The 19,267-nt window shown below is 69.3% G+C and carries 21 protein-coding genes; 12 read left to right on the top strand and 9 right to left on the bottom strand.

What is annotated here, in order from left to right; genetic code table 11:
- The first annotated feature begins 84 nt into the window (after positions 1-84).
- Together ACI2L3_RS14400 and ACI2L3_RS14395 are read left to right on the top strand one after the other, a co-directional pair.
- The gene (locus tag ACI2L3_RS14400; protein WP_404752677.1) at positions 85-1,137 is read left to right on the top strand and encodes a fatty acid desaturase family protein; all 1,053 of its coding nucleotides are present in this window, start codon (positions 85-87) and stop codon (positions 1,135-1,137) included.
- A gap of 153 nt (positions 1,138-1,290) precedes the next feature.
- Positions 1,291-1,473, top strand: a complete 183-nt coding sequence (locus ACI2L3_RS14395) for a hypothetical protein (RefSeq protein WP_404752676.1) — start codon at positions 1,291-1,293, stop codon at positions 1,471-1,473.
- 40 nt (positions 1,474-1,513) lie between these two features.
- Here ACI2L3_RS14395 and ACI2L3_RS14390 read toward each other — a convergent pair whose 3' ends face one another.
- Both ACI2L3_RS14390 and ACI2L3_RS14385 read right to left on the bottom strand, forming a co-directional pair.
- Positions 1,514-2,338 (bottom strand): hypothetical protein, encoded by an 825-nt coding sequence (locus tag ACI2L3_RS14390; RefSeq protein ID WP_404752675.1) that lies wholly within the window; start codon positions 2,336-2,338, stop codon positions 1,514-1,516.
- Between the two features lie 129 nt (positions 2,339-2,467).
- Complete coding sequence (locus ACI2L3_RS14385; protein WP_404752674.1) at positions 2,468-2,773, bottom strand: hypothetical protein; 306 nt, start codon at positions 2,771-2,773, stop codon at positions 2,468-2,470.
- A gap of 100 nt (positions 2,774-2,873) precedes the next feature.
- Between ACI2L3_RS14385 and ACI2L3_RS14380 the strand changes: the two genes are divergently transcribed.
- Positions 2,874-3,779 (top strand): oxygenase MpaB family protein, encoded by a 906-nt coding sequence (locus tag ACI2L3_RS14380; protein WP_404752904.1) that lies wholly within the window; start codon positions 2,874-2,876, stop codon positions 3,777-3,779.
- On the opposite strand, the gene ACI2L3_RS14375 is transcribed toward ACI2L3_RS14380, so the two are convergent.
- Positions 3,756-4,289, bottom strand: coding sequence for a PadR family transcriptional regulator (locus tag ACI2L3_RS14375; RefSeq protein WP_404752673.1), 534 nt, complete (start codon positions 4,287-4,289; stop codon positions 3,756-3,758). The two genes, ACI2L3_RS14380 and ACI2L3_RS14375, sit on opposite strands and share 24 nt — an antisense overlap.
- 134 nt (positions 4,290-4,423) lie before the next feature.
- Between ACI2L3_RS14375 and ACI2L3_RS14370 the strand changes: the two genes are divergently transcribed.
- Complete coding sequence (locus tag ACI2L3_RS14370; protein WP_404752672.1) at positions 4,424-5,182, top strand: alpha/beta fold hydrolase; 759 nt, start codon at positions 4,424-4,426, stop codon at positions 5,180-5,182.
- A 29-nt stretch (positions 5,183-5,211) separates the two neighbouring features.
- On the opposite strand, the gene ACI2L3_RS14365 is transcribed toward ACI2L3_RS14370, so the two are convergent.
- Positions 5,212-5,811, bottom strand: a complete 600-nt coding sequence (locus tag ACI2L3_RS14365; protein WP_404752671.1) for a class I SAM-dependent methyltransferase — start codon at positions 5,809-5,811, stop codon at positions 5,212-5,214.
- 152 nt (positions 5,812-5,963) lie between these two features.
- On the opposite strand from ACI2L3_RS14365, the gene ACI2L3_RS14360 reads away from it, so the two are divergent.
- From ACI2L3_RS14360 to ACI2L3_RS14340, 5 genes are read left to right on the top strand one after another with little or no spacing between them, the layout of a single operon-like run.
- Positions 5,964-6,737: an MHYT domain-containing protein gene (locus tag ACI2L3_RS14360; RefSeq protein WP_404752670.1), complete on the top strand. Its 774-nt coding sequence runs from the start codon at positions 5,964-5,966 to the stop codon at positions 6,735-6,737.
- A 56-nt stretch (positions 6,738-6,793) separates the two neighbouring features.
- Positions 6,794-9,436 carry a nitrate- and nitrite sensing domain-containing protein gene (locus ACI2L3_RS14355; protein ID WP_404752669.1) on the top strand — a complete coding sequence of 881 codons (2,643 nt, stop codon included), beginning with the start codon at positions 6,794-6,796 and terminating at the stop codon, positions 9,434-9,436.
- Positions 9,433-9,867 carry a roadblock/LC7 domain-containing protein gene (locus ACI2L3_RS14350; RefSeq protein WP_404752668.1) on the top strand — a complete coding sequence of 145 codons (435 nt, stop codon included), beginning with the start codon at positions 9,433-9,435 and terminating at the stop codon, positions 9,865-9,867. Before ACI2L3_RS14355 ends, ACI2L3_RS14350 begins: the two co-directional genes overlap by 4 nt.
- Positions 9,868-9,886: 19 nt before the next feature.
- The gene (locus tag ACI2L3_RS14345) at positions 9,887-10,300 is read left to right on the top strand and encodes a DUF742 domain-containing protein (RefSeq protein WP_404752667.1); all 414 of its coding nucleotides are present in this window, start codon (positions 9,887-9,889) and stop codon (positions 10,298-10,300) included.
- Entirely contained in the window at positions 10,281-10,886 is a 606-nt protein-coding gene (locus ACI2L3_RS14340) for a GTP-binding protein (protein ID WP_404752666.1), read from the top strand. Before ACI2L3_RS14345 ends, ACI2L3_RS14340 begins: the two co-directional genes overlap by 20 nt.
- Positions 10,887-10,967: 81 nt before the next feature.
- Here ACI2L3_RS14340 and ACI2L3_RS14335 read toward each other — a convergent pair whose 3' ends face one another.
- Positions 10,968-11,396 carry a PPOX class F420-dependent oxidoreductase gene (locus ACI2L3_RS14335; protein ID WP_404752665.1) on the bottom strand — a complete coding sequence of 143 codons (429 nt, stop codon included), beginning with the start codon at positions 11,394-11,396 and terminating at the stop codon, positions 10,968-10,970.
- 90 nt (positions 11,397-11,486) lie between these two features.
- Between ACI2L3_RS14335 and ACI2L3_RS14330 the strand changes: the two genes are divergently transcribed.
- Both ACI2L3_RS14330 and ACI2L3_RS14325 read left to right on the top strand, forming a co-directional pair.
- Positions 11,487-11,900 carry a roadblock/LC7 domain-containing protein gene (locus ACI2L3_RS14330; RefSeq protein ID WP_404752664.1) on the top strand — a complete coding sequence of 138 codons (414 nt, stop codon included), beginning with the start codon at positions 11,487-11,489 and terminating at the stop codon, positions 11,898-11,900.
- A 114-nt stretch (positions 11,901-12,014) separates the two neighbouring features.
- Positions 12,015-12,938 (top strand): DUF6397 family protein, encoded by a 924-nt coding sequence (locus ACI2L3_RS14325; RefSeq protein WP_404752663.1) that lies wholly within the window; start codon positions 12,015-12,017, stop codon positions 12,936-12,938.
- 55 nt (positions 12,939-12,993) lie between these two features.
- Here the strand turns inward: ACI2L3_RS14325 and ACI2L3_RS14320 are convergent, their stop codons facing one another.
- The 4 genes from ACI2L3_RS14320 to ACI2L3_RS14305 form a co-directional block, all read right to left on the bottom strand.
- On the bottom strand, positions 12,994-13,497 hold the full coding sequence (locus ACI2L3_RS14320) for a tetratricopeptide repeat protein (protein WP_404752903.1): 504 nt from the start codon (positions 13,495-13,497) through the stop codon (positions 12,994-12,996).
- A 134-nt stretch (positions 13,498-13,631) separates the two neighbouring features.
- Positions 13,632-14,813: a winged helix DNA-binding domain-containing protein gene (locus tag ACI2L3_RS14315; protein ID WP_404752902.1), complete on the bottom strand. Its 1,182-nt coding sequence runs from the start codon at positions 14,811-14,813 to the stop codon at positions 13,632-13,634.
- A gap of 37 nt (positions 14,814-14,850) precedes the next feature.
- Positions 14,851-15,753, bottom strand: coding sequence for an acyl-CoA thioesterase (locus ACI2L3_RS14310; RefSeq protein WP_404752662.1), 903 nt, complete (start codon positions 15,751-15,753; stop codon positions 14,851-14,853).
- A 46-nt stretch (positions 15,754-15,799) separates the two neighbouring features.
- Entirely contained in the window at positions 15,800-18,373 is a 2,574-nt protein-coding gene (locus ACI2L3_RS14305; protein ID WP_404752661.1) for a DEAD/DEAH box helicase, read from the bottom strand.
- A 61-nt stretch (positions 18,374-18,434) separates the two neighbouring features.
- Between ACI2L3_RS14305 and ACI2L3_RS14300 the strand changes: the two genes are divergently transcribed.
- Complete coding sequence (locus ACI2L3_RS14300) at positions 18,435-19,229, top strand: metal-dependent hydrolase (RefSeq protein WP_404752660.1); 795 nt, start codon at positions 18,435-18,437, stop codon at positions 19,227-19,229.
- The last annotated feature ends 38 nt before the right edge of the window (positions 19,230-19,267 follow it).

The raw sequence follows: 19,267 nt of genomic DNA, 5'->3' as shown, positions 1-19,267 counted from the left end.
TGGGTGGTGCCGTCATGGTCGGCGAAGGTCACTGATCCGTACGTTCTATGAGGTCAGCCCCTCACCACCAGACGGAGACCCACTATGCCCCAGGCCGCCGCAGTCGCGGAACGCTCCCCAGCCGACACCGGCAGGCAGTCTGCCGGTAGTGATTTCGCGCCCCTGCTGCGCGCAGTCAAGGAGCAGCGGCTCCTGGACCGCCGCACGGGTTGGTACACGCGAACCATCGGCATCAACGCCCTCGCGCTGGCCGCTGTGGGAGTGGGGATGTTTCTGCTCGGCGCCTCGTGGTGGGTGTTGCTGCTTGCCCCTGTGCTGTCCGTCCTGTGCGCCCGGACCGCCTTCATCGGCCACGACGCGGGCCATTCACAGATAACCGGGAACCGTTCCGTCAGCCGCGCCATCGGTCTCGTGCACGGCAACCTCCTGCTCGGGATGAGCTCGGCCTGGTGGAACGACAAGCACAACAGGCACCACGCCAACCCCAACCATGTCGAGAAGGACCCCGACGTCGCCGCGAATGTCCTCGTGTGGACCAGCAGGCAAGCCAAAATGCGTCTCGGGTTCCGGCGTTGGCTCACCCGCAATCAGGCCTGGCTCTTCTTCCCGCTGACACTCCTCCAGGGAGTCGCCATGAAGATCTACGGCTTCCAGGACCTGCGGCGGCAGGATCCGCGCGAGCGCGTGGTGGAAGGCATCCTGCTGGTCGCCCATCTCATCGGCTACGTGACACTGCTGGTCGCCGCCATGCCCCTCGGGCACGCGATTGCCTTCGCGGCGCTGCACCAGGCGCTGTTCGGCCTGCACCTCGGGCTCGCCTTCGCGCCCAACCACAAGGGCATGGAAATGCCCGAACCGGACGGCGAGCGATGGGGCCACCTGCGGCGTCAAGTGCTCACCTCACGCAACGTTCGCGGCGGCCCGGTGACGGACTGGTTCCTCGGCGGCCTCAACTACCAGATCGAGCATCACCTGTTCCCGAGCATGCCGCGCCCTCACCTGCGCCGCGCCCAACCCGTCGTGCGCGCCCACTGTGCCGCTGTGGGAATGGCCTACACAGAGGCCGGATTCGTCGACTCCTACCGCCAGGTGCTGCGCCACATGTACGAAGTCGGCGAACCTCTCCGGGTCGAATAGACGGGAGGGCGGCGCTCGGGCAGCGGCGATCGGTCAGGGGCCAGTAGGGGTCACGGCTCAGGGTTCTCTCAGGGTCGTGGCCAGGAACCGTGGGAGAGCTGATGCCGTTCTCCAGGACAGAGAGCGGCACAAGCCGCGAAGGAGGCGACGCACATGTCGAAGAACGCGAAGATCGCCGCAGGGGGTGCGGCGGCCGGCATCATTCTGCTGATCTGGTTGCCGTGGTGGGCCGCACTCCTGATCGTGCTCGGTGTCCCCGCGGCGGCCTATCTGACGCTCGACTCCGGTCAGCGGCGGAGGCTGCGCCGCGTCACACGCAAGGAGATCGGTCACTGAGCCCTCTGCGTGGTGACGCAGTGGCTTCTGTCGCTCGTGCTCAGGAAGGGCGAACCGCTATTTCGTCGAGGGCTTCCAGCAGTGCGGGAAGCTCGGGGCCACGGCCCACCGGCAGCACCTCTCCGGGTTCCTCGTCCAGCAGGAGGAAGGCGATGTCGTCGGTCCTGGCGACCATGGACCAGCCAGGGCCGTCGGCCCGCAGGGTGCGCGCGTTGCCCGAGGCGAAGGACGACCGCACCCGCCCCAACGGCGGTGGAGTGTCCACGTACGCGCGTGCTTCTGCCAGGACGCGCCGGACGCTGGTCAGAGGCGCTGCCTCGGCGTCCGCCGGAGACTCCACCGCGGACCCGTCCGTCGCGAAGTCCTCGTCGTCGATCTGTGCCCGCCAGGCCGCCCATTGCAGTGCTATCTCGTCGGCGCCCAGCCGCCGTTGCGCAGGGCCCCAGGTGTCGGACCGGGGCGGCGCGAGTGGTGGACGGTCGGTGTCGTCGGGATCAGGTTCCGGATCGTGCGGAGCGGGCACTCCGGGGGCGGCCACGGCCACCGCGAGAGGCCACCCGGGCAGCGCGGTGACCACCGTGCGCTCTTCCGGAGACAGGTCGTACTCCATGCCGCAGTCCCAGGACGCGATCGCCACGGCCACGAGCGACACGTCGTCGACGACGACAGTCCAGCGCGCACCTTCACCGTCCTGGCCGAGCACCAGCCCGTATCCGGCTGCGAGCGGCGGGAGGCCGAGCGCCGCACACGCCTCCGGATAGTCGTCGCCCAGCACGCTGGGAAACTTCGCGGGCGTCAGGAGCACTGCCGTCAGCACGTACAGCGCGTCGTCGGCGGCGTCGACAGCGTCGTCCGTCCCGGCCATGCCCAGCCTCCCCGCTCGCTTCATCCGTCGGCGCACCCTAACCACTCGCCCCAGAGATCGTCGAGAGGTCGATGAGCAGGAAAATCACCGACGGACCACATCACACGACGGCTCGGTCGGGCCGGGGGATCACGCGGCGGGCAGCCCCAGAAGGGAACGGGCCACGGCTCGTGGCGATTCGTCCCGTTCACGCGCCAGGGCGATGACAGCGCGGCACGCGAGCTCGTTGACGCCGAAAGACAGCGCCTCCGGAGAGACCCACCCGGTGGCTTCGTCCATCTCGGCCTGATCGTCCTCCGCGCACGCCGCCACATAGACCGCGGCGGCCTCGAAGAGGTTGTGTGGGCGCTTGTGCTTGCCCTGATCGCGAGCGGCCTTGCCGGCGTCCCGCGTGGACTTGTTGGCCTGCCAGAACTTGCGGAGCCCGTCAAACATGTGGTCCACCTTCCCCCGGATGCGGCTACCACCATTGAACCCTCATCAGCCGCTCACGGACGTAGAGTTGGTGTTCCGGCGCGAGAAGGGTGAGCACGTGGTGAAGCGTTTCGAGCGGCTCGAGCAGATCAGGCGACTCGACCCGGAGCGGGACTTTCTCGAGATCTACCGGCTCACCGCGACGTTCGAGTTCCCGTGGGACTACACGCGCGCACTCGAACTCGCGCTCTACCGCACCTACGCGGTCCCCAGTATCGGCCGTCTGCTGGCGCAGACAGCAGAACTGACAGACCGTACGCAGAAGCGATACGACGACACGGCTCTTCTTCTCGACGCCGTCGTAGAGCACGGGTTCGCCGACGACGAGGGTCGTACCGCCATCCGGCGCATCAACCAGATGCACCGCAGCTATGACATCAGCAACGACGACATGCGCTACGTACTGTGCACCTTCGTGGTGGTGCCGAAGCGGTGGATCGATACATACGGCTGGCGCAGGCTTTCGCGCCACGAGATGGACGCCGCCGCCGTGTACTACCGCACCCTCGGTCAGCACATGGGCATCAAGGACATCCCGGGCTCCTACGAAGAGTTCGAAAACTTCCTTGATGCCTACGAAGAAGCCAACTTCGGTTGGGACCCAGGAGCGCGTGAGGTCTCCGACGCGACCCTGGACCTGATGGCCTCGTGGTACCCACGCCCCGTGGCGCCCCTCCTGCGGAACGCGACCCTCGCCCTGCTCGACGAGCCCCTGTTGCGGGCGTTCCGGTACGAGCAGCCGGGTGCGGTGGCCCGCGCGGTGGTCAGGGGTGCGGTGAGGCTGCGCGGCCGCGTGGTGCGGCTCATGCCGCCGCGCGCGAAGCCGCACTATGCGCGACAGAACCCGGAGATCAAGGGCTACCCCGACGGCTACGAGGTCGCGAAGCTCGGTACGTTCCCCGTGCCGGGCGTTCGCGGGTGTCCGGTGCCGCACAAGGGCATGTCAGCGACCACGCCCGCCGAGTGACGTCAAGGTGTCGCGCAGCCAGGAGAGTTCAGCCTGGCTGGTGGCACGGGCGATCGTGAGGACGCCGCGCCGGAAGGGGTCGTCCAGTTCCTCCGCGCGCAGAGGGCGTTCACCGTCGTAGAAGAAGCTGGCGGGTTCCTCGAGGAAGGCCAGCCGTCGTCGGAGCACCGCCGCTTGTGCCGTTGCGTCGTCCAGGTGGCGGAGGAAGGCAAGGAGCGTGAACCAGCGGTTCTCGTCGGTGATGTCTCCCTGGGCCGGCTCCGCGAGTCGTTTGCGCAGCTCCTGCCTGCCGGCGGACGTGAGGCTCAGAACGTGGCGTGGCGCTGCCACAGCGCCGGGCTGCGTCTCCCTGGCGAGCAGTCCTGCCTTCTCCAGCCGTTTGATGGCGGGGTACAGCGTGCTCTCCGCGACAGGGCGCACGTGCCCGGTGAGAGCTGAGATGCGCTTGCGCAGCTCGTAGCCGTGCAGGGCGGCGTCGTAGAGGAATCCGAGGATGGCCAGTTCCAGCATGGGTCGCATTCTGCCGCACTCACTCCACAGCGGCGGTACATCTGTCACGCAATACATCGGTGTCGATGTATTGTCTCTGGAGTCTGCTGACGACGACGGGGCGGACGACATGACGCGGGTTACGGAGTGTGGCGATGAGGGAAGCACGGTTCGACGCTCGGGGTAGCCGTGTGCGGTGGACCGAGGTCGACGGGGCAGAGCCGGCACGGGTGTACGTCCACGGCCTCGGCGCGGCTTCCACGGTCTACCACGCGCACATAGCGGCCAGGCCTGAATTGGCCGGTCGCCGCTCGTTGTTCGTGGATCTTCCCGGGCACGGCCTCAGTGACCGTCCCGCCGACTTCGGATACACCCTGGAGGACCATGCTGAGGCGCTGGCTGCAGCCTTGGATGAGGCGCACGTGGTCGGTGCGGAGATCGTCGCGCACAGCATGGGCGGGTCTGTCGCCATCGTGCTTGCCCGCCGACGCCCCGACCTGGTGACGAGGCTGGTCCTCACGGAGGCCAACCTCGATCCGCATCCTCCCGTCACAGCGGGCAGCAGCGGCATCGCCGCGTACTCGGAGCAGGACTTCGTCAGCGGCGGTGGCTACGTGCGTGTGCTCGGGAAAGTCGGCGCCACATGGGCGGCCACGATGCGCCTCGCGGACCCTCTGGCACGCCACCGGAGTGCTGTCGGCCTTGTCACGGGTACCCGGCCCACGATGCGCCGGACGCTCATGGAATTGCCCGTCGAGTGGGTCTACTTGCAGGGTGCTTCTAGCGGTGAGCTACCCGGGCACGGTGAACTGACGGCCTCGGGCGTGCGGGTGGTGACGGTGCCCGAGGCGGGGCACAACATCATGTTCGACAACGCGGACGCGTTTGTAGTGGCGATCGCCGGTTGCCCCTGACCGGCTCGTCGAAGTGGGGTGGCCCACGTTCAGTCCTGGCGTACCGCCAGGGCGAGGAAGCGTGCGTCCTCGTCGACGTATGAGGTCATGAGCCACCCGGAAGCGGCGAGCAGCCGACGGAGGTTCGCCTCCGCCCGCAGGTCGTCCGGAGTGATCTGTCGTCCCTGCCGTGCCGCGAGTGCCGCCCTGCCGATCGGGTGGAAGAGCGCGAGCAGCCCTCCAGGGCGCACCACCCGCCTCAACTCCTCCAGGTTCTCCGCGGGATCGGGCAGGTGGGCGATCAGCCCGGCGGCGAACACGGCATCGAGTGACCGCGCGCGCAGCGGGAGGTGCGCCACGTCGGCGAGCAGGAGCTGCCCGTCGCGGTCCCTGCCCGCACGTGTGGCGGCCTCCAGCATGGCCGGAGTCAGGTCGGCGCCGAGTACGACGCCCGAGGGTCCTACGGCGTCCCTGAGCGCGGGCAGTGCACGACCCGTTCCGCACCCGGCGTCGAGCACGGAGGAGCCCGGAGTGAGCCTCAGTTCGGCGACGGCCGCCCGATAGGCGGGCCCGTCGTCGGGGAATCGGCTGTCCCAGTCGGCGGCGCGGGCGGTGAAGAACTCTTGGACCTGCGTGTGGTCGTCGCTCATGCGACCCATGATCCCGCAAAGAGCCGCACGCGCGTTGGGTGCACTCGTTCGAGCTTGATGCGATCGTTCAGGAGCGTCTCTCTGTCATATTCCGCCAGCTTTCGAACTGCGCCCCCGGTGTGCGCCCCATGCCGGACTACCGTCCCGGGGCCATGGGACACCTGGACCACGCCACGTTCGGTTGGCTGACCCCCGTGCTGTCGTACGCGATGGCCTGCATCGGCGCCGCCCTCGGACTGCGCTGCACCGTCCGCGCGCTCGGTGCCGAGGGCCGCTCACGCCGGAACTGGCTCATCACCGCTGCCTCCGCCCTGGGTACCGGCATCTGGACGATGCACTTCGTCGCCATGCTCGGCTTCGGAGTCACCGGCACCGAGATCCACTACAACGTGCCATTGACCTTCCTGAGCCTGCTCGTCGCGATGGCCGTCGTGGGCGCCGGCGTGTTCGTCGTGGGCTACGGCCGGGACCGCGGGCGCGCGCTGGCGCTGGGCGGGCTCACCACAGGGCTCGGCGTCGCGAGCATGCACTACCTGGGCATGGCGGCGCTGCGCCTGCACGGCGACGTGCGGTACGACCTCGTGCTGGTCGGGCTCTCCGTAGTCATCGCAGTCGTCGCGGCGACCGCCGCCCTCTGGGCCGGCCTCAACATCAAGTCTCCGATCGCCGTCGCGGTCGCGTCGCTGGTCATGGGCGGAGCGGTGACCAGCATGCACTACACGGGAATGCTCGCGGTCAGCGTCCAGGTGGCCCCTTCCGAAGCCGCATTACCCGGGGCTACGACGATGCAGTTCATCTTCCCCCTCGCTGTCGGCCTCGGGTCCTACCTCTTCCTGACCTCGGCATTCGTCGCGCTGTCCCCGACCGCCGGCGAGCGCGAGGCGTCCGTGTCGGCCCAGCGACCGGTTGACGGCCTCGCTCTCTAGAGACGCCTCCGGCTCCCACCGGGCCAAACGCCCCCGACCATCCGAGCGAGGAGGCCATGGACGCCCCCCGAAGCACCCCCGATCCGGCCGCAAGCCCGACACCACCGCCTCCGGAGCACCCGGCGCGCGGGCGTCGCGCCCACGCGGGCTCACCCGCCGACGAACGACCGGGCGCAGAAGGCGAGTCCGTCGACCCGTCGACATACAGGGCGCCCACGCGCGCGGCACGGTGGCGGGTACGGCCCCGCACGGTGCGCGCCAAGATCGTGTGCCTGCTGATGGTGCCCGTCGTGTCGTTGCTCGCCCTGTGGGGGTACGCGACCGTCAGCACTGCGCAAGACGTGGCCCGTCTGCGCCAGGTGCAGCGCGCCGATGCCGACGTACGGGCCCCGGTCGAGGCGGCCGTCGCCGCCCTCCAGGCCGAACGGGTCACCGCCGTTCGCTACGCGGTCGAGCCCGGTGCGGACCGCGGCAGCGCACTCGAAAGGCAGGCGACACGGACCGATCGCGCGGTGGCCGAGCTGCGGCTGGGAGACCGACGGACCGTCGCCGACGGAGCAGGGCTTGCCGACGGTGTGGCCGACCGGCTGGAAGCGTTCGTGGCCGGTGCCGAAGAACTGCGCTCGTTGCGGACCGACGTGCTGGACCGGCGCGCAGGCTGGGACGCGACGTACGGCCAGTACACGAAGACGATCTCTCAGGCGTTCGCAGTGGATGGCGCCCTCACCGGCATGCAGGACACCGAACAGGGCTCCCACGCGCGCGTGCTGCTCGAATTCTCGAGGGCGGACGAGATGCTGGCCCGTGAGAACGCCGTGCTCGCCGCCGCCCGGCTGGACGGCGCCCTGGACGGCGAACGGCTGCGGTTGTTCACCGGCGCCGTCGACACCCGCCGCACCCTGACCGAAGCAGCGGTCGCGGACCTGCGCGGTCCCCAGCAGGCCGCCTGGCGCGGACTTGACGAAGGCAAGGCGTACGGAGACGTACGCACCGCCGAGGACAAGGTCCTCCTGGCCGCACCGGGCCGCAAGGCACTCGCCGCGGCACCGGCAGGGGCCTGGGACAACGCCTACGCGGTCGTGCGGGACGAGATCCACGCGATCAAGGAGGGAGCGGACCGCAGCGCCGCCGACCGGACCGACCCACTCACCCAAGGAGTGCTCACCCCGGCGGGCGCCGCCGTCCTGCTCGGACTGGTCGCCGTCTGTGCCTCACTCGTCATCTCCGTACGCATCGGGCGAGGCCTTGTCGTCGAGCTCGTCAGCCTCCGTAACGGAGCGCTGGAAATCGCGCGCCGCAAACTCCCGCACGCCATGCGACGACTGCGTGCCGGTGAGGAGATCGACATCCGTGCCGAGGCGCCCCCGGGCCCACCCGCGGAGGACGAGGCCGGACAGGTCTCCGAAGCGCTCGATACCGTCCATCGAGCGGCCCTGCGCGCGGCGATCGAACGCGCGGAGCTGGCCAGCGGCATCTCCGGGGTGTTCGTCAACCTGGCCCGCAGGACCCAGGTCCTCGTCCACCGCCAGCTCAGCCTCCTCGACAGCATGGAGCGCAGGGCCGACGACCCCAACGAGCTCAGTGACCTCTTCCGGCTCGACCATCTGACGACCAGAATGAGGCGCCACGCGGAGAGCCTCATCATCCTTTCCGGGGCCGCACCCGGCCGGGCCTGGCGCATGCCCGTCTCCCTCACCAACGTGGTGCGCGCGGCAGTCTCCGAAGTCGAGGACTACGCGCGCGTGGAGGTACGACAACTCCCCGCGGCGTCGGTTCTCGGGCCGGCGGTGGCCGACCTCACCCACCTCCTCGCCGAACTCGTCGAGAACGCCGCCCAGTTCTCGCCGCCCCACACCAAGGTGCGGGTCAGCGGCGAACCCGTGGGCAACGGCTATGCCCTGGAGATCGAGGACCGCGGACTCGGCATGGGCAAGGAGACGCTCGCGGAGGCCAATCGCCGTATCGAGCAGTCGGAAGCACTCGATCTGTTCGACAGCGACCAGCTCGGCCTCTTCGTGGTCAGCAGGCTCGCGGCCCACCACGCCATCAAAGTGCATCTGCGCACGTCCCCCTACGGGGGAACCACCGCCGTCGTCCTGCTTCCCACCGCACTACTGCACAGCGGCACGGTGGGAATCGCGGAAGTCCACGCTGGGGAGGCTCACCCGATGGCGCGCAGGGCGGCTCTAAACAAGGAGCACGCGCGCGTGCAGGGAGCACCGCGACAACACCTGAACAACCACGCCGTTCCGGTCTCGGCCACTCGTCCCGTGCTGGCCGCGGCGGCCGAGGAGCCCTCTCCGCCCGGCGTCACCACGCTCAGGCTGCACCAGGGACGAGCCGCCCGCGACACCCTGGGAGCGCCTCCCGCCGGCACCGAGGTGCCTGACGCCGTCGGCGTCGACGCACGGGACGTCGACGGCGACGCACAGGACATCTCGGACGGCCTACCGCGCCGCGTACGCCAGGCGAGCCTCGCCCCTCAGCTGCGGGAACGCCCCACAGACGGTGGCGGCACCACGACAGGGGACGCCGGGGGTGAGGACGAGCGCAGTCCTGAACAGGTACGCGACCGTATGGCCGCCTACCGCGACGGCTGGGCACGAGGGGGCGGCCGGCCTCCGGGTGCAGGCGGCTCGGGTCCCGCGGCTCCGGGGACCGTACCGGGCAGTGACAGCAGCGAAGGAGATCGCGCATGATCCAGGACCAGAGCATCCCCACCGGCCGGACCGGCGAACTGGATTGGCTGTTGGACGACTTGGTGCTGCGCGTCGGTGAGGTGCGGCACGCGGTGGTGCTCTCCACCGACGGGCTTCCGGTGGGCGCGTCGACCGCTCTCAGCCGCGAGGACGCCGAACATCTCGCTGCCGTGGCCTCGGGTTTCCACAGCCTCGCCAAGGGGGCGGGTCGGCACTTCGGGGCCGGCGGAGTGCGCCAGACGATGGTGGAGATGGACGATGCGTTCCTGTTCGTGGCCGCTGCGGGCGACGGCTCCTGCCTGGCTGTTCTCACCGCTGTGACGGCCGACATCGGTCTCGTGGCGTACGAGATGGCGCGCATGGTCAAACGGGTGGGCGAGCACCTCTACACCCCGGCGCGCTTCGCTGAGCAACCACCGGCCGCCGGATGATCGCGGGCGGCCGGTACCCATGAGCGAGGACACGAGCGGCACCCCGGGACAGCCGGGCAGCCAGTGGTACGACAACGAAGCCGGGCCTCTCGTACGGCCCTATGCGATGACGGGCGGACGCACCAGGCCAGGGCCGCGGGGCGTCCGGTTCGACCTGATCGCCCTGGTGACGCTCGACGACCGTGCTCCGGAGCATGACGACAGCACCGTGCTCGGGCCCGAACATCGGGCACTCACCGAACTGTGCCGCACCGAGACGCAGTCCGTGGCCGAACTCGCCGCCGGAGCCGATCTCCCCGTGGGCGTGGTCCGTGTGCTCCTCGGTGACCTGCTGGAGCTGGGCTGCGTGAAGGTCAGCCGACCGGTTCCGCCCGCCCAGCTTCCTGACGAAAAGATCCTCCGAGAGGTGATCGATGGGCTCCGAGCACTCTGACGCCACGGGCGCCGAGACCTCTGCCATGGCGTTGAAGATTCTGGTCGCGGGCGGCTTCGGGGTGGGCAAGACCACCTTGGTGGGCGCGGTCAGCGAGATCCGTCCGCTCCGTACGGAAGAGCTGTTGAGCGAGGCGGGTCAATCGGTGGACGACACCGAGGGGGTGGACCGGAAGACCACGACGACCGTGGCCATGGACTTCGGTCGCATCACCATTCGGTCCGGCCTGTCGCTGTACTTGTTCGGCACCCCGGGACAGGACCGGTTCTGGTTCCTGTGGGACGAGTTGTCACAAGGCGCCCTCGGTGCCGTGGTCCTCGCGGACACCCGGCGGCTCGAGGACTGCTTCCCCGCCGTGGACTACTTCGAGCACCGTCGTATCCCGTTCGTCGTGGCAGTCAACTGCTTCACGAGCGTGCGTACGTACGGGGCGCTCGAGGTGTCACGTGCCTTGGACCTCGACCGCGGGACGCCCGTGGTGCTGTGCGACGCCCGGGACCGCGATTCAGGGAAGGAGGTGCTGATACGGCTGGTCGAGTACGCCGGGCGGTTCCATACCGCCCGGCTGCTCGACTCGGTGGGCTGAGCTGTCGGTGGGCCCGCACTGAGCTGGTGGTGCAGCCATGTCGAGTCCACCGTCAGTCCGTCCCGAATCCTCCATGTGCCGTCAGTCGGAGACCCCGGCGTACGCGAGCACCTTGTCGATCCGCACGCGGACCAGGAGTTCCCCAGGGACACCGTTGCGCTTACCGAACTCCTCGGCCCGGTCGTCGCCCATGTAGCGCGCGCCGATCCGGGCTGCCCAATGCTGGAGCTGATCGATGTCCTCGCTCAGCTCCGCGCTGCCCTGCAGCACGACGAAGGCGAACGGCGGCTGATCGTCGTCGACGCACAGGGCCACACGCCCGTCCCGTGCGAGGTTTCGCCCCTTCACGGTGTCCTTACCGGTGTTGAACACCAGGTCGTCCCCGTCGAGGAGGAACCAGATCGGTGCGATGTGCGGGCTGCCGTCCGCCCTGACGGTCGAGAGCTTGCCGGTCCGGGTGCCGTGCGAGACGAAGGCCCGCCACTGGTCATCGGTCATCTTCTGTGCCATGTCCCCATCATGCTTGCCGGGGCGCCGGTCGTGGTGAAGGCTGGCAGGTCAGATCCTCCAGCCAGGGGGAGGGACACGGGGAGACGGAACATGGGGCAGAGCATGGGGCTCGGTTGGCTGCTGGACGACCTGACCCAGCGGATGGAACACGTACGGCACGCGCTGGTGCTCTCCAACGACGGCCTGGTCACGGGCGCGAGCACGGACCTGAAGCGGGAGGACGCGGAACATCTGGCCGCGGTCTCCTCCGGTCTGCACAGCCTCGCCAAGGGATCGGGACACCATTTCCACGCCGGGAATGTACGCCAGACGATGATCGAGTTCGACGACGCGGTCCTCTTCGTCACGGCGGCGGGCGACGGCAGTTGCCTGTGCGTCCTGAGCTCGGCGGAGGCCGATATCGGCCAGGTCGCCTACGAGATGACGCTGCTGGTGAACCGCGTCGGAGAGCACCTGGCCGTGGACGCCCGGCAGCCGGAACGAACGCCGGTCGTCGACCTCTGACCTGCACTGACGCTGCCACGCCAAGAGTTATCCACAGGCCAAGCGAGGATCGTGGTGATCGGGCTACGGTTTTTCCCGAGAGCAAGCAAGCACATCTCACGGGGGAGATCCACCATGACCGGTGACACCATCACGCAATCCGCCGGCGCAAGGCCCGCCCGACCGACGGTCACGCCGGGCTGGGCGGCGAGGGAGCTGGGGCTGAAGCGCGGCGAGTTCGACCTGGCCGTGATGCTGGGGCGCATTCGCACCGTCGCGGACGTGCCGGGCGGCCAGCGCCGCGTCACTCGCGGGGAGATCGACCGTGTGCGCGGGTGCGAAGGCTTCCCCGAGGCACTGCGGGAGAGCGTCAGAGCGGTGGGCACCACCGAGGGCGCGGAGCTCATGCAGATCACCACGGCCCGCTTCACCCGGCTGGCACGCGCCGGTGCCCTGACGCCCGTAAAGTTCTACTTGAACCGGTATAGGGCAGTCGTCTGGCTCTACCTCGCCGAAGAGCTGCGACATTTCGCCGGGTCCGAGATCAATGCCGCACTTCTCACGGGACGCCTGCCGGAGACGATCCGAAGGCGCCTCGAAGAAGGACAGGATCTCCGGGCACGCAACTGGCGGGGACGGTACGCGGGGTTCCTGCTGCGCCAATCCGAAGACGCTTGGGAACGCGCCGCTGCCATGGCCTCCTTGCTCGATCCCGTACAGCTCGCGGAAATCGTCAGGGACCCCTATGAACGCGCGTATCTCAACCGGCTCAAGCCGGTTCCGCGCACCCAGGGCGCACCGGAGTCGCCCGCGGTGCGGACCGTTGAGAAGATCACGACCGCGGATGACCCCGACGAGATCCGGTGGCTGCGCTCCAGCCTGCTGTTCGGCCTCCTCCAAGCCCGCGCAGAACGCCCGGCGCCGCGGCCGAACCAACGTCCCGGGCCAGAAACGGTCGCCCGCGAGCGGGAGTTGGAGCCGCCAAGCGAGATCCCGGCGGAAGCTCCGGCGCCGGCGCCGCGAGGCCTGATGAAGTGGTTGCGCCGCAGGAGGGCGTAGACCGCCCGAGCCGCGTCGTCGGAGGACCGGGGCTGCGGTTGAGGCCCCTGCCCTGTCACTGCATCGTCGCGTCCAAGTCCTTGGCGTACTCCTCGATGGCGGGGCGGTATGCCGCGATCTCCGGGTCCTTGCTCGTGGCGACGAGCAGTGTCAGAAGCATCTCCATCGCGTCATGCGTCCGGCCGGTGTTGTACAGGGCCATGGCCAGGAATGTCTTGAGCCCGCCGTCGTTCGGGAACTCGGCCGTTCCACGTTCGAGTGTGGCGACGGCTTCCTCGTAGCGTCCCAGGATCCGGTAGGTGCTGCCCAGGCCCAGCAAGGCTCCGCGGCGATCGTCGTCCGACAGGCCGGTCCCGTTGAGCGCGCGTTCGTAGTACGGCACTGCTTCGGCCTCCAGCCCGAGCGTGTCGTGGACCCACGCCGTCTGGTACGCCACCTCAGGATCGTGCGGGAGCTCCGCTGCGAGGGCGACAAGTTGCTCCCGGGCCTCCTCGCGCCGGCCCACCTCGCGGAGCCGTACGGCCTCCGACAGCAACCGATCCCTGTCCCCGCTCGGAATCCCGCTCAACTCCCCGCCCCTTCAGAGCCTTGCCCGTCGTGCAACCACTCTCGCGGAAGCTGCGAAACCGGAATCTATCCCGAACGGAGGCAGAGATGCCTGTCGAATTCCGTCGTGCGCCCGGCCCGGGGCCGTCAAGCGGCCAGTTCGTCCTCCAGCCATGTACGTCCCCGGGTGCGAGCAGTGAGCCGTACGCCGCCCAGCCGCGTGGCGAGCCGCTCGGCCTCGGCCTGCACCGCGCCCTGCGCGTCCGCGCCGACGTCCTCGAGGAACCGGCACACGATCTCGCCGCTGCTGTCCTGGGCCCAGCCGCCGACGATGCGGCCGTCCCACCACACGGACGGGCCGATGTTGCCGTTCCTGTCGAAGAGGCGCGGGCCGTGCTCCCCGAGGAACCAACCGCGGTGCTGCCAGCCCATCGGGGTGGAGTCGAGTGCCGGCAGCAGAGCCGCCCACGGCTCCGGCTGAGAGGTCTCCTCCATGTCGTCGGGGAGCAACAGCCCTTGCAGCCCGTCCAAGTCGACCTCCACCGGGCGCAGTTCCGTCAGGGCCCGCTTGGTCTGGGTCTTGGTCCACCCGGCCCACCACCGCAAGTCATCGGCGGTGGCCGGGCCGAATGCCCGGAGCCACCGCCGGGCGAGCTCCGTCTCGGCCTCCCGGGTGTCCCAGTCGGTGAGGCCACCGGGAAACCAGTCCGTCAGCGGCGCCCAGCGGTACTGATGGGAAGTCCATGTGCCGCGGGGCCTGCCCCGCACCACGTGCCCCTCGGTGGCGAGCAGCAGAAGGAGTCGACTGGCCAGCTTCTGTCGGCCTTCGTAGCTCTTGCCGCGCGACATGACCAGTTCGGTCGCCAGCCTGGGGTCGTCGCTCGCGAGCTCGGCCGCGGTCGCCTCGCCCCGCTCCTTCAGCGCGCGCAGCGCCACCTCTTCCGCCTGTGCCAGCCACGCCTCCACCCCGGCCGCGTCGTCGGCGACACCGGACTCGGCCAGCATCCCCAGAAGAAGACGGCGCTCCCGCGCGGCGACCGCCCGCGAACAGGCGGCCTGCAGCACCGGCGCCACATCGAGGGACGTCACGAAGACCGTGCGCCGCATCCCCATCAGCCGGATCAGCGAGCGGTCCTCGTACAGAGCGCGCTCCACGTCCGCCACCCGACCGTCCCGCATGCGGGCCCAGGCGCCGACGTACACCGACGACGGGTCGGTGCCGTGGAGCGCCAGCAAGGACCGTGCCACCTCGACCGGGTCGTCCGACCTCGTGTCCACCGTCAGCCGATGGCGGAGCGCCAGCCTCGCCCGCCGCTCCGATGCGTCGATCCGTCGCACCGTGCCTCCCCTCCAGGCCCTGCGCCGGTTACGACCCGGCTGTCTGACTGTCCATGTGGCGCTCGCCGTACGGACGGAACAACCCTTCCTGCACCACCGACACGAGGAGGTTCCCCTCCTTGTCGTAGATGCGGCCGCGGGCGAGGCCGCGGCCCCCCGTCGCGATGGGGGACTCCTGGTCGTAGAGGAACCACTCGTCGGCCCGGAAGGGGCGGTGGAACCACATGGCGTGGTCGAGCGACGCCATGTCGAAGCCGCGGGGTCCCCACAGAGGTTCCACGGGGATGCGGACGGCGTCGAGGAGCGTCATGTCACTCGCGTAGGTCAGCGCGCAGGTGTGCACGAGCGGGTCGTCGCCCAGCGGGCCGACGGCGCGCATCCACACCGCGCTGCGCGGCTCGGCGCCCTTGGTCTCCTCGGCGGTCCAGCGCAACCGGTCGACATAGCGGATGTCGAAGGGCTGGCGCCGAGCCATGCGCTCCAACTGCTCGGGGAGTGCGCCGAGGTGCTCCCTGATCTCTTCGGCGACCGTCGGCAGCGACTCCGGAGCGGGGGCCGCGAGGCGCGGCGGCAGCTGGTGTTCGAAGGCGCCCTGTTCGGGCTGATGGAAGGAGGCGGTGAGGTTGAAGATGGTGCGGCCCTGCTGGACGGCGGTGACGCGGCGCGTGGTGAAGGAGCGTCCGTCCCTGACCCGTTCCACCTGGTACACGATGGGCACGCCCGGGCGCCCCGGGCGCAGGAAGTACGCGTGCAGCGAGTGCACCGGGCGGTCGCCCTCGGTGGTCCGGCCCGCCGCCACCAGGGCCTGTCCGGCGACCTGCCCGCCGAACACCCGCTGCAGGGACTCGTTCGGGCTGCGGCCCCGGAAGATGTTGACCTCGATCTGCTCGAGGTCCAGCAGGTCGACCAGCCGGTCGGCGGGATTGTTCATGACAGTTCCTCGACTCCTGTCCGGGACGCACGGTTCCTCGGGGCTCTCAGAGCTGGCCGACGTCCGTGACCCGGACGACGGCGCGGCCCTCCTCGTCGGAAGCCGCGAGATCGACCTCCGCGCTGATGCCCCAGTCATGGTCGCCGTTCGGGTCGGCGAACGTCTGCCGGACGCGCCACAGACCGTGCTCGGGATCCTCCTCGATGAGCAGCAGCTTGGGCCCGCGGGCATCGGGGCCGGTGCCGAGATCTTCGTACTCGTCCCAGTACTTGTCCATGGCCTCACCCCAGGCATCCGCGTCCCACCCGGACTCGGCGTCCAGCTCGCCCAGCTCCTCGACGTGGTCGAGGGCGGCCAGCTCGACCCTGCGGAACAGCGCGTTGCGGACCAGGACGCGGAAGGCGCGGGCGTTGGCCGTGACGGGCTTGACCTCGTCGGCCTTCTCCTGGGCCTCCTCGGCCGTCATGACCTCGGGGTTGGCCAGTTGCTCCCACTCGTCGAGGAGGCTGGAGTCGACCTGGCGCACCATCTCGCCGAGCCAGGCGATCAGGTCCTCCAGGTCCTCGGACTTCAAGTCGTCCGGGATGGTGTGCTCCAGGGCCTTGTACGCGCTCGCGAGGTAGCGCAGGACGATGCCCTCGGTGCGAGCGAGTTCGTAGAAGGACGTGAATTCCGTGAAGGAGAGCGCCCGCTCGTACATGTCGCGGATCACAGACTTCGGGGACAGCGGGTGGTCGCCGACCCACGGGTGGCTTGTGCGGTACGTGTTGTACGCGTGGAAGAGCAGCTCCTCCAAGGGCTTCGGGTACGTGATGTCCTGGAGCCGCTCCATCCGCTCCTCGTACTCGACGCCGTCCGCCTTCATCAGCGCCACTGCCTCGCCGCGCGCCTTGTTCTGCTGGGCCGCGAGGATCTGACGCGGATCGTCGAGCGTGGACTCGACGACGGACACCATGTCCAGGGCGTACGAGGGGGACTCGGGGTCGAGGACCTCGAAGGCGGCGAGGGCGAACGTCGACAGGGGCTGGTTGAGCGCGAAGTCCTGCTGCAGGTCGACGGTGAGGCGCACGATGCGACCCGTGGCATCCGGCTCGTCGAGCTTCTCCACGACGCCGCCGGCGAGGAGGGACCGGTAGATCGCGATGGTCCGGCGAATGTGCCGCAGCTGCTGTTTGCGCGGCTCGTGGTTGTCCTCGAGGAGGTGACGCATCGCCTCGAAGGCGTTGCCGGGCCGGGCGATCACGGACAGGAGCATGGTGTGCGTGACCCGGAAGCGGGAGGTCAGCGGCTCCGGCTCGGAGGCGATGAGCTTCTCGAAGGTGCTCTCGGACCACGCGACGAAGCCCTCGGGAGCCTTCTTGCGGACCACCTTGCGGCGCTTCTTCGCGTCGTCGCCGGCCTTGGCGAGTGCCTTCTCGTTCTCGATGACGTGCTCGGGCGCCTGGGCGACCACGAGCCCCGCTGTGTCGAAGCCCGCGCGCCCGGCGCGTCCGGCGATCTGGTGGAACTCCCGAGCGCGCAGTGTGCGGACACGAGTGCCGTCGTACTTGGTGAGAGCGGTGAACAGCACGGTGCGGATCGGGACGTTGACGCCGACCCCCAGGGTGTCGGTGCCGCAGATGACCTTGAGGAGTCCCGCCTGTGCGAGCTTCTCCACCAGGCGCCGGTACTTGGGGAGCATGCCGGCGTGGTGCACGCCGATGCCGTGGCGCACGTAGCGCGAGAGGTTGCGGCCGAACTTGGTGGTGAAACGGAAGTTGCCGATCAGGTCGGCGATCTTGTCCTTCTCCTCGCGCGTGCACATGTTGATGCTCATCAGCGACTGTGCCCGCTCGACCGCCTGGGCCTGCGTGAAGTGGACGATGTAGACCGGCGCCTGCTTGGTCTCCAGGAGCTCGGTGAGCGTCTCGGTGATCGGCGTCAGACGGTACTCGTACGACAGCGGCACCGGCCGCGTCGCGGAGCGGACGACCGAGGTGGGGCGGCCCGTGCGGCGCGTCAGGTCCTTCTCGAACATGGAGACGTCGCCGAGCGTCGCCGACATGAGGATGAACTGCGCCTGCGGAAGTTCGAGCAGGGGAATCTGCCAGGCCCAGCCGCGGTCCGGCTCGGCGTAGAAGTGGAACTCGTCCATGACGACCTGGCCGATGTCGGCGTGCTTGCCGTCGCGCAGCGCGATCGAGGCGAGGACCTCGGCCGTGCAGCAGATGACGGGGGCGTCGGCGTTGACCGACGCGTCACCGGTCAGCATGCCGACGTTCTCGGTGCCGAAGAGCTTGCACAGGTCGAAGAACTTCTCCGACACCAGAGCCTTGATGGGCGCCGTGTAGAAGGTGACCTTGTCCTGGGCCAGTGCCGTGAAGTGCGCACCCGCCGCGACCAGGCTCTTGCCGGAGCCGGTCGGGGTGGACAAGATCACGTTGGCCCCGGAGACCACCTCGATCAGTGCCTCCTCCTGGGCCGGATAGAGGGTGATGCCCTGGTCCTCGGCCCACGACGAGAAGGCTTCGAAGAGGGCATCTGGGTCGGCGTCCGGCGGCAGCTGATCGATAAGGGTCACACCCCCATCTTGCCTTCCTTCCTGCCCGATCACGGAACCGGAGGTCTCCACGAAGATCACGAACGCTACGCTGTGTCGCCAACGGGGCGTCAGAACAATCGAAATGGGGCGGGCAACACCAATGATGGGACCGGCACACTCACTGTCGGGGGCGGCGGCCTGGCTCGGGGTCGGTGCCGCGGCAGCGGCAGCGGGGCACACGATGCCCTGGCCGGTCCTCCTCGTAGGAGCGCTGATCTGCGCCGGAGCAGCGCTCGCACCCGACCTCGACCACAAGTCGGCGACCATCTCGCGGGCCTTCGGGCCGCTCTCCAGGGGCCTCTGCGAGATTGTCGACAAACTCTCGTACGCCGTCTACAAGGCGACCCGCAAGCAGGGGGACCCGCGTCGCTCGGGCGGGCACCGCACACTCACGCACACCTGGCTGTGGGCGGTGCTGATAGGAGCGGGCGCGTCGGCCCTGGCGATCTTCGGCGGGCGCTGGGCGGTGCTCGGAATCCTCTTCGTCCATATGGTGCTCGCCATCGAAGGCCTGCTGTGGCGGGCCGCCCGCGGGTCGAGCAGCGACGTCCTGGTGTGGCTGCTCGCCGCGACGAGCGCCTGGATCCTCGCCGGGGTCCTGGACAAACCGGGCAACGGCTCGGACTGGATGTTCACCGCGCCCGGCCAGGAGTACCTGTGGCTGGGGCTGCCGATCGTGCTCGGCGCGCTGGTGCACGACATCGGGGACGCGCTGACCGTCTCCGGCTGCCCGATCCTGTGGCCCATCCCGATCGGCCGCAAGCGTTGGTACCCGATCGGGCCGCCGAAGGCGCTGCGGTTCCGGGCCGGGAGCTGGATCGAGCTCAAAGTACTGATGCCGGTGTTCATGCTGCTCGGGGGAGTGGGCGGCGCGGCCGCGCTGAACTTCATCTGAGGGATAGCAGTCGTCCGGAGTGCGGCCACGCCCTAGTG

The sequence above is a fragment of the Streptomyces sp. NPDC029674 genome (genome assembly GCF_044903205.1).
Lineage (GTDB): Bacteria > Actinomycetota > Actinomycetes > Streptomycetales > Streptomycetaceae > Streptomyces.
This window is presented reverse-complemented; position numbering and strand designations above follow the sequence as displayed.

Bases quoted from the DNA above. Each gene is read 5' to 3' on its own strand.
- ACI2L3_RS14300 (WP_404752660.1), top strand. From the start codon at position 18,435: ATGATGGGACCGGCACACTCACTGTCGGGGGCGGCGGCCTGGCTCGGG.
- ACI2L3_RS14335 (WP_404752665.1), bottom strand. From the start codon at position 11,396: ATGGCACAGAAGATGACCGATGACCAGTGGCGGGCCTTCGTCTCGCAC.
- ACI2L3_RS14375 (WP_404752673.1), bottom strand. From the start codon at position 4,289: ATGCTGGAACTGGCCATCCTCGGATTCCTCTACGACGCCGCCCTGCAC.
- ACI2L3_RS14355 (WP_404752669.1), top strand. From the start codon at position 6,794: ATGGACGCCCCCCGAAGCACCCCCGATCCGGCCGCAAGCCCGACACCA.
- ACI2L3_RS14390 (WP_404752675.1), bottom strand. From the start codon at position 2,338: ATGGCCGGGACGGACGACGCTGTCGACGCCGCCGACGACGCGCTGTAC.
- ACI2L3_RS14330 (WP_404752664.1), top strand. From the start codon at position 11,487: ATGGGGCAGAGCATGGGGCTCGGTTGGCTGCTGGACGACCTGACCCAG.
- ACI2L3_RS14325 (WP_404752663.1), top strand. From the start codon at position 12,015: ATGACCGGTGACACCATCACGCAATCCGCCGGCGCAAGGCCCGCCCGA.
- ACI2L3_RS14340 (WP_404752666.1), top strand. From the start codon at position 10,281: ATGGGCTCCGAGCACTCTGACGCCACGGGCGCCGAGACCTCTGCCATG.
- ACI2L3_RS14370 (WP_404752672.1), top strand. From the start codon at position 4,424: ATGAGGGAAGCACGGTTCGACGCTCGGGGTAGCCGTGTGCGGTGGACC.
- ACI2L3_RS14310 (WP_404752662.1), bottom strand. From the start codon at position 15,753: ATGAACAATCCCGCCGACCGGCTGGTCGACCTGCTGGACCTCGAGCAG.
- ACI2L3_RS14365 (WP_404752671.1), bottom strand. From the start codon at position 5,811: ATGAGCGACGACCACACGCAGGTCCAAGAGTTCTTCACCGCCCGCGCC.
- ACI2L3_RS14345 (WP_404752667.1), top strand. From the start codon at position 9,887: ATGAGCGAGGACACGAGCGGCACCCCGGGACAGCCGGGCAGCCAGTGG.
- ACI2L3_RS14400 (WP_404752677.1), top strand. From the start codon at position 85: ATGCCCCAGGCCGCCGCAGTCGCGGAACGCTCCCCAGCCGACACCGGC.
- ACI2L3_RS14360 (WP_404752670.1), top strand. From the start codon at position 5,964: ATGGGACACCTGGACCACGCCACGTTCGGTTGGCTGACCCCCGTGCTG.
- ACI2L3_RS14395 (WP_404752676.1), top strand. From the start codon at position 1,291: ATGTCGAAGAACGCGAAGATCGCCGCAGGGGGTGCGGCGGCCGGCATC.
- ACI2L3_RS14385 (WP_404752674.1), bottom strand. From the start codon at position 2,773: ATGTTTGACGGGCTCCGCAAGTTCTGGCAGGCCAACAAGTCCACGCGG.
- ACI2L3_RS14350 (WP_404752668.1), top strand. From the start codon at position 9,433: ATGATCCAGGACCAGAGCATCCCCACCGGCCGGACCGGCGAACTGGAT.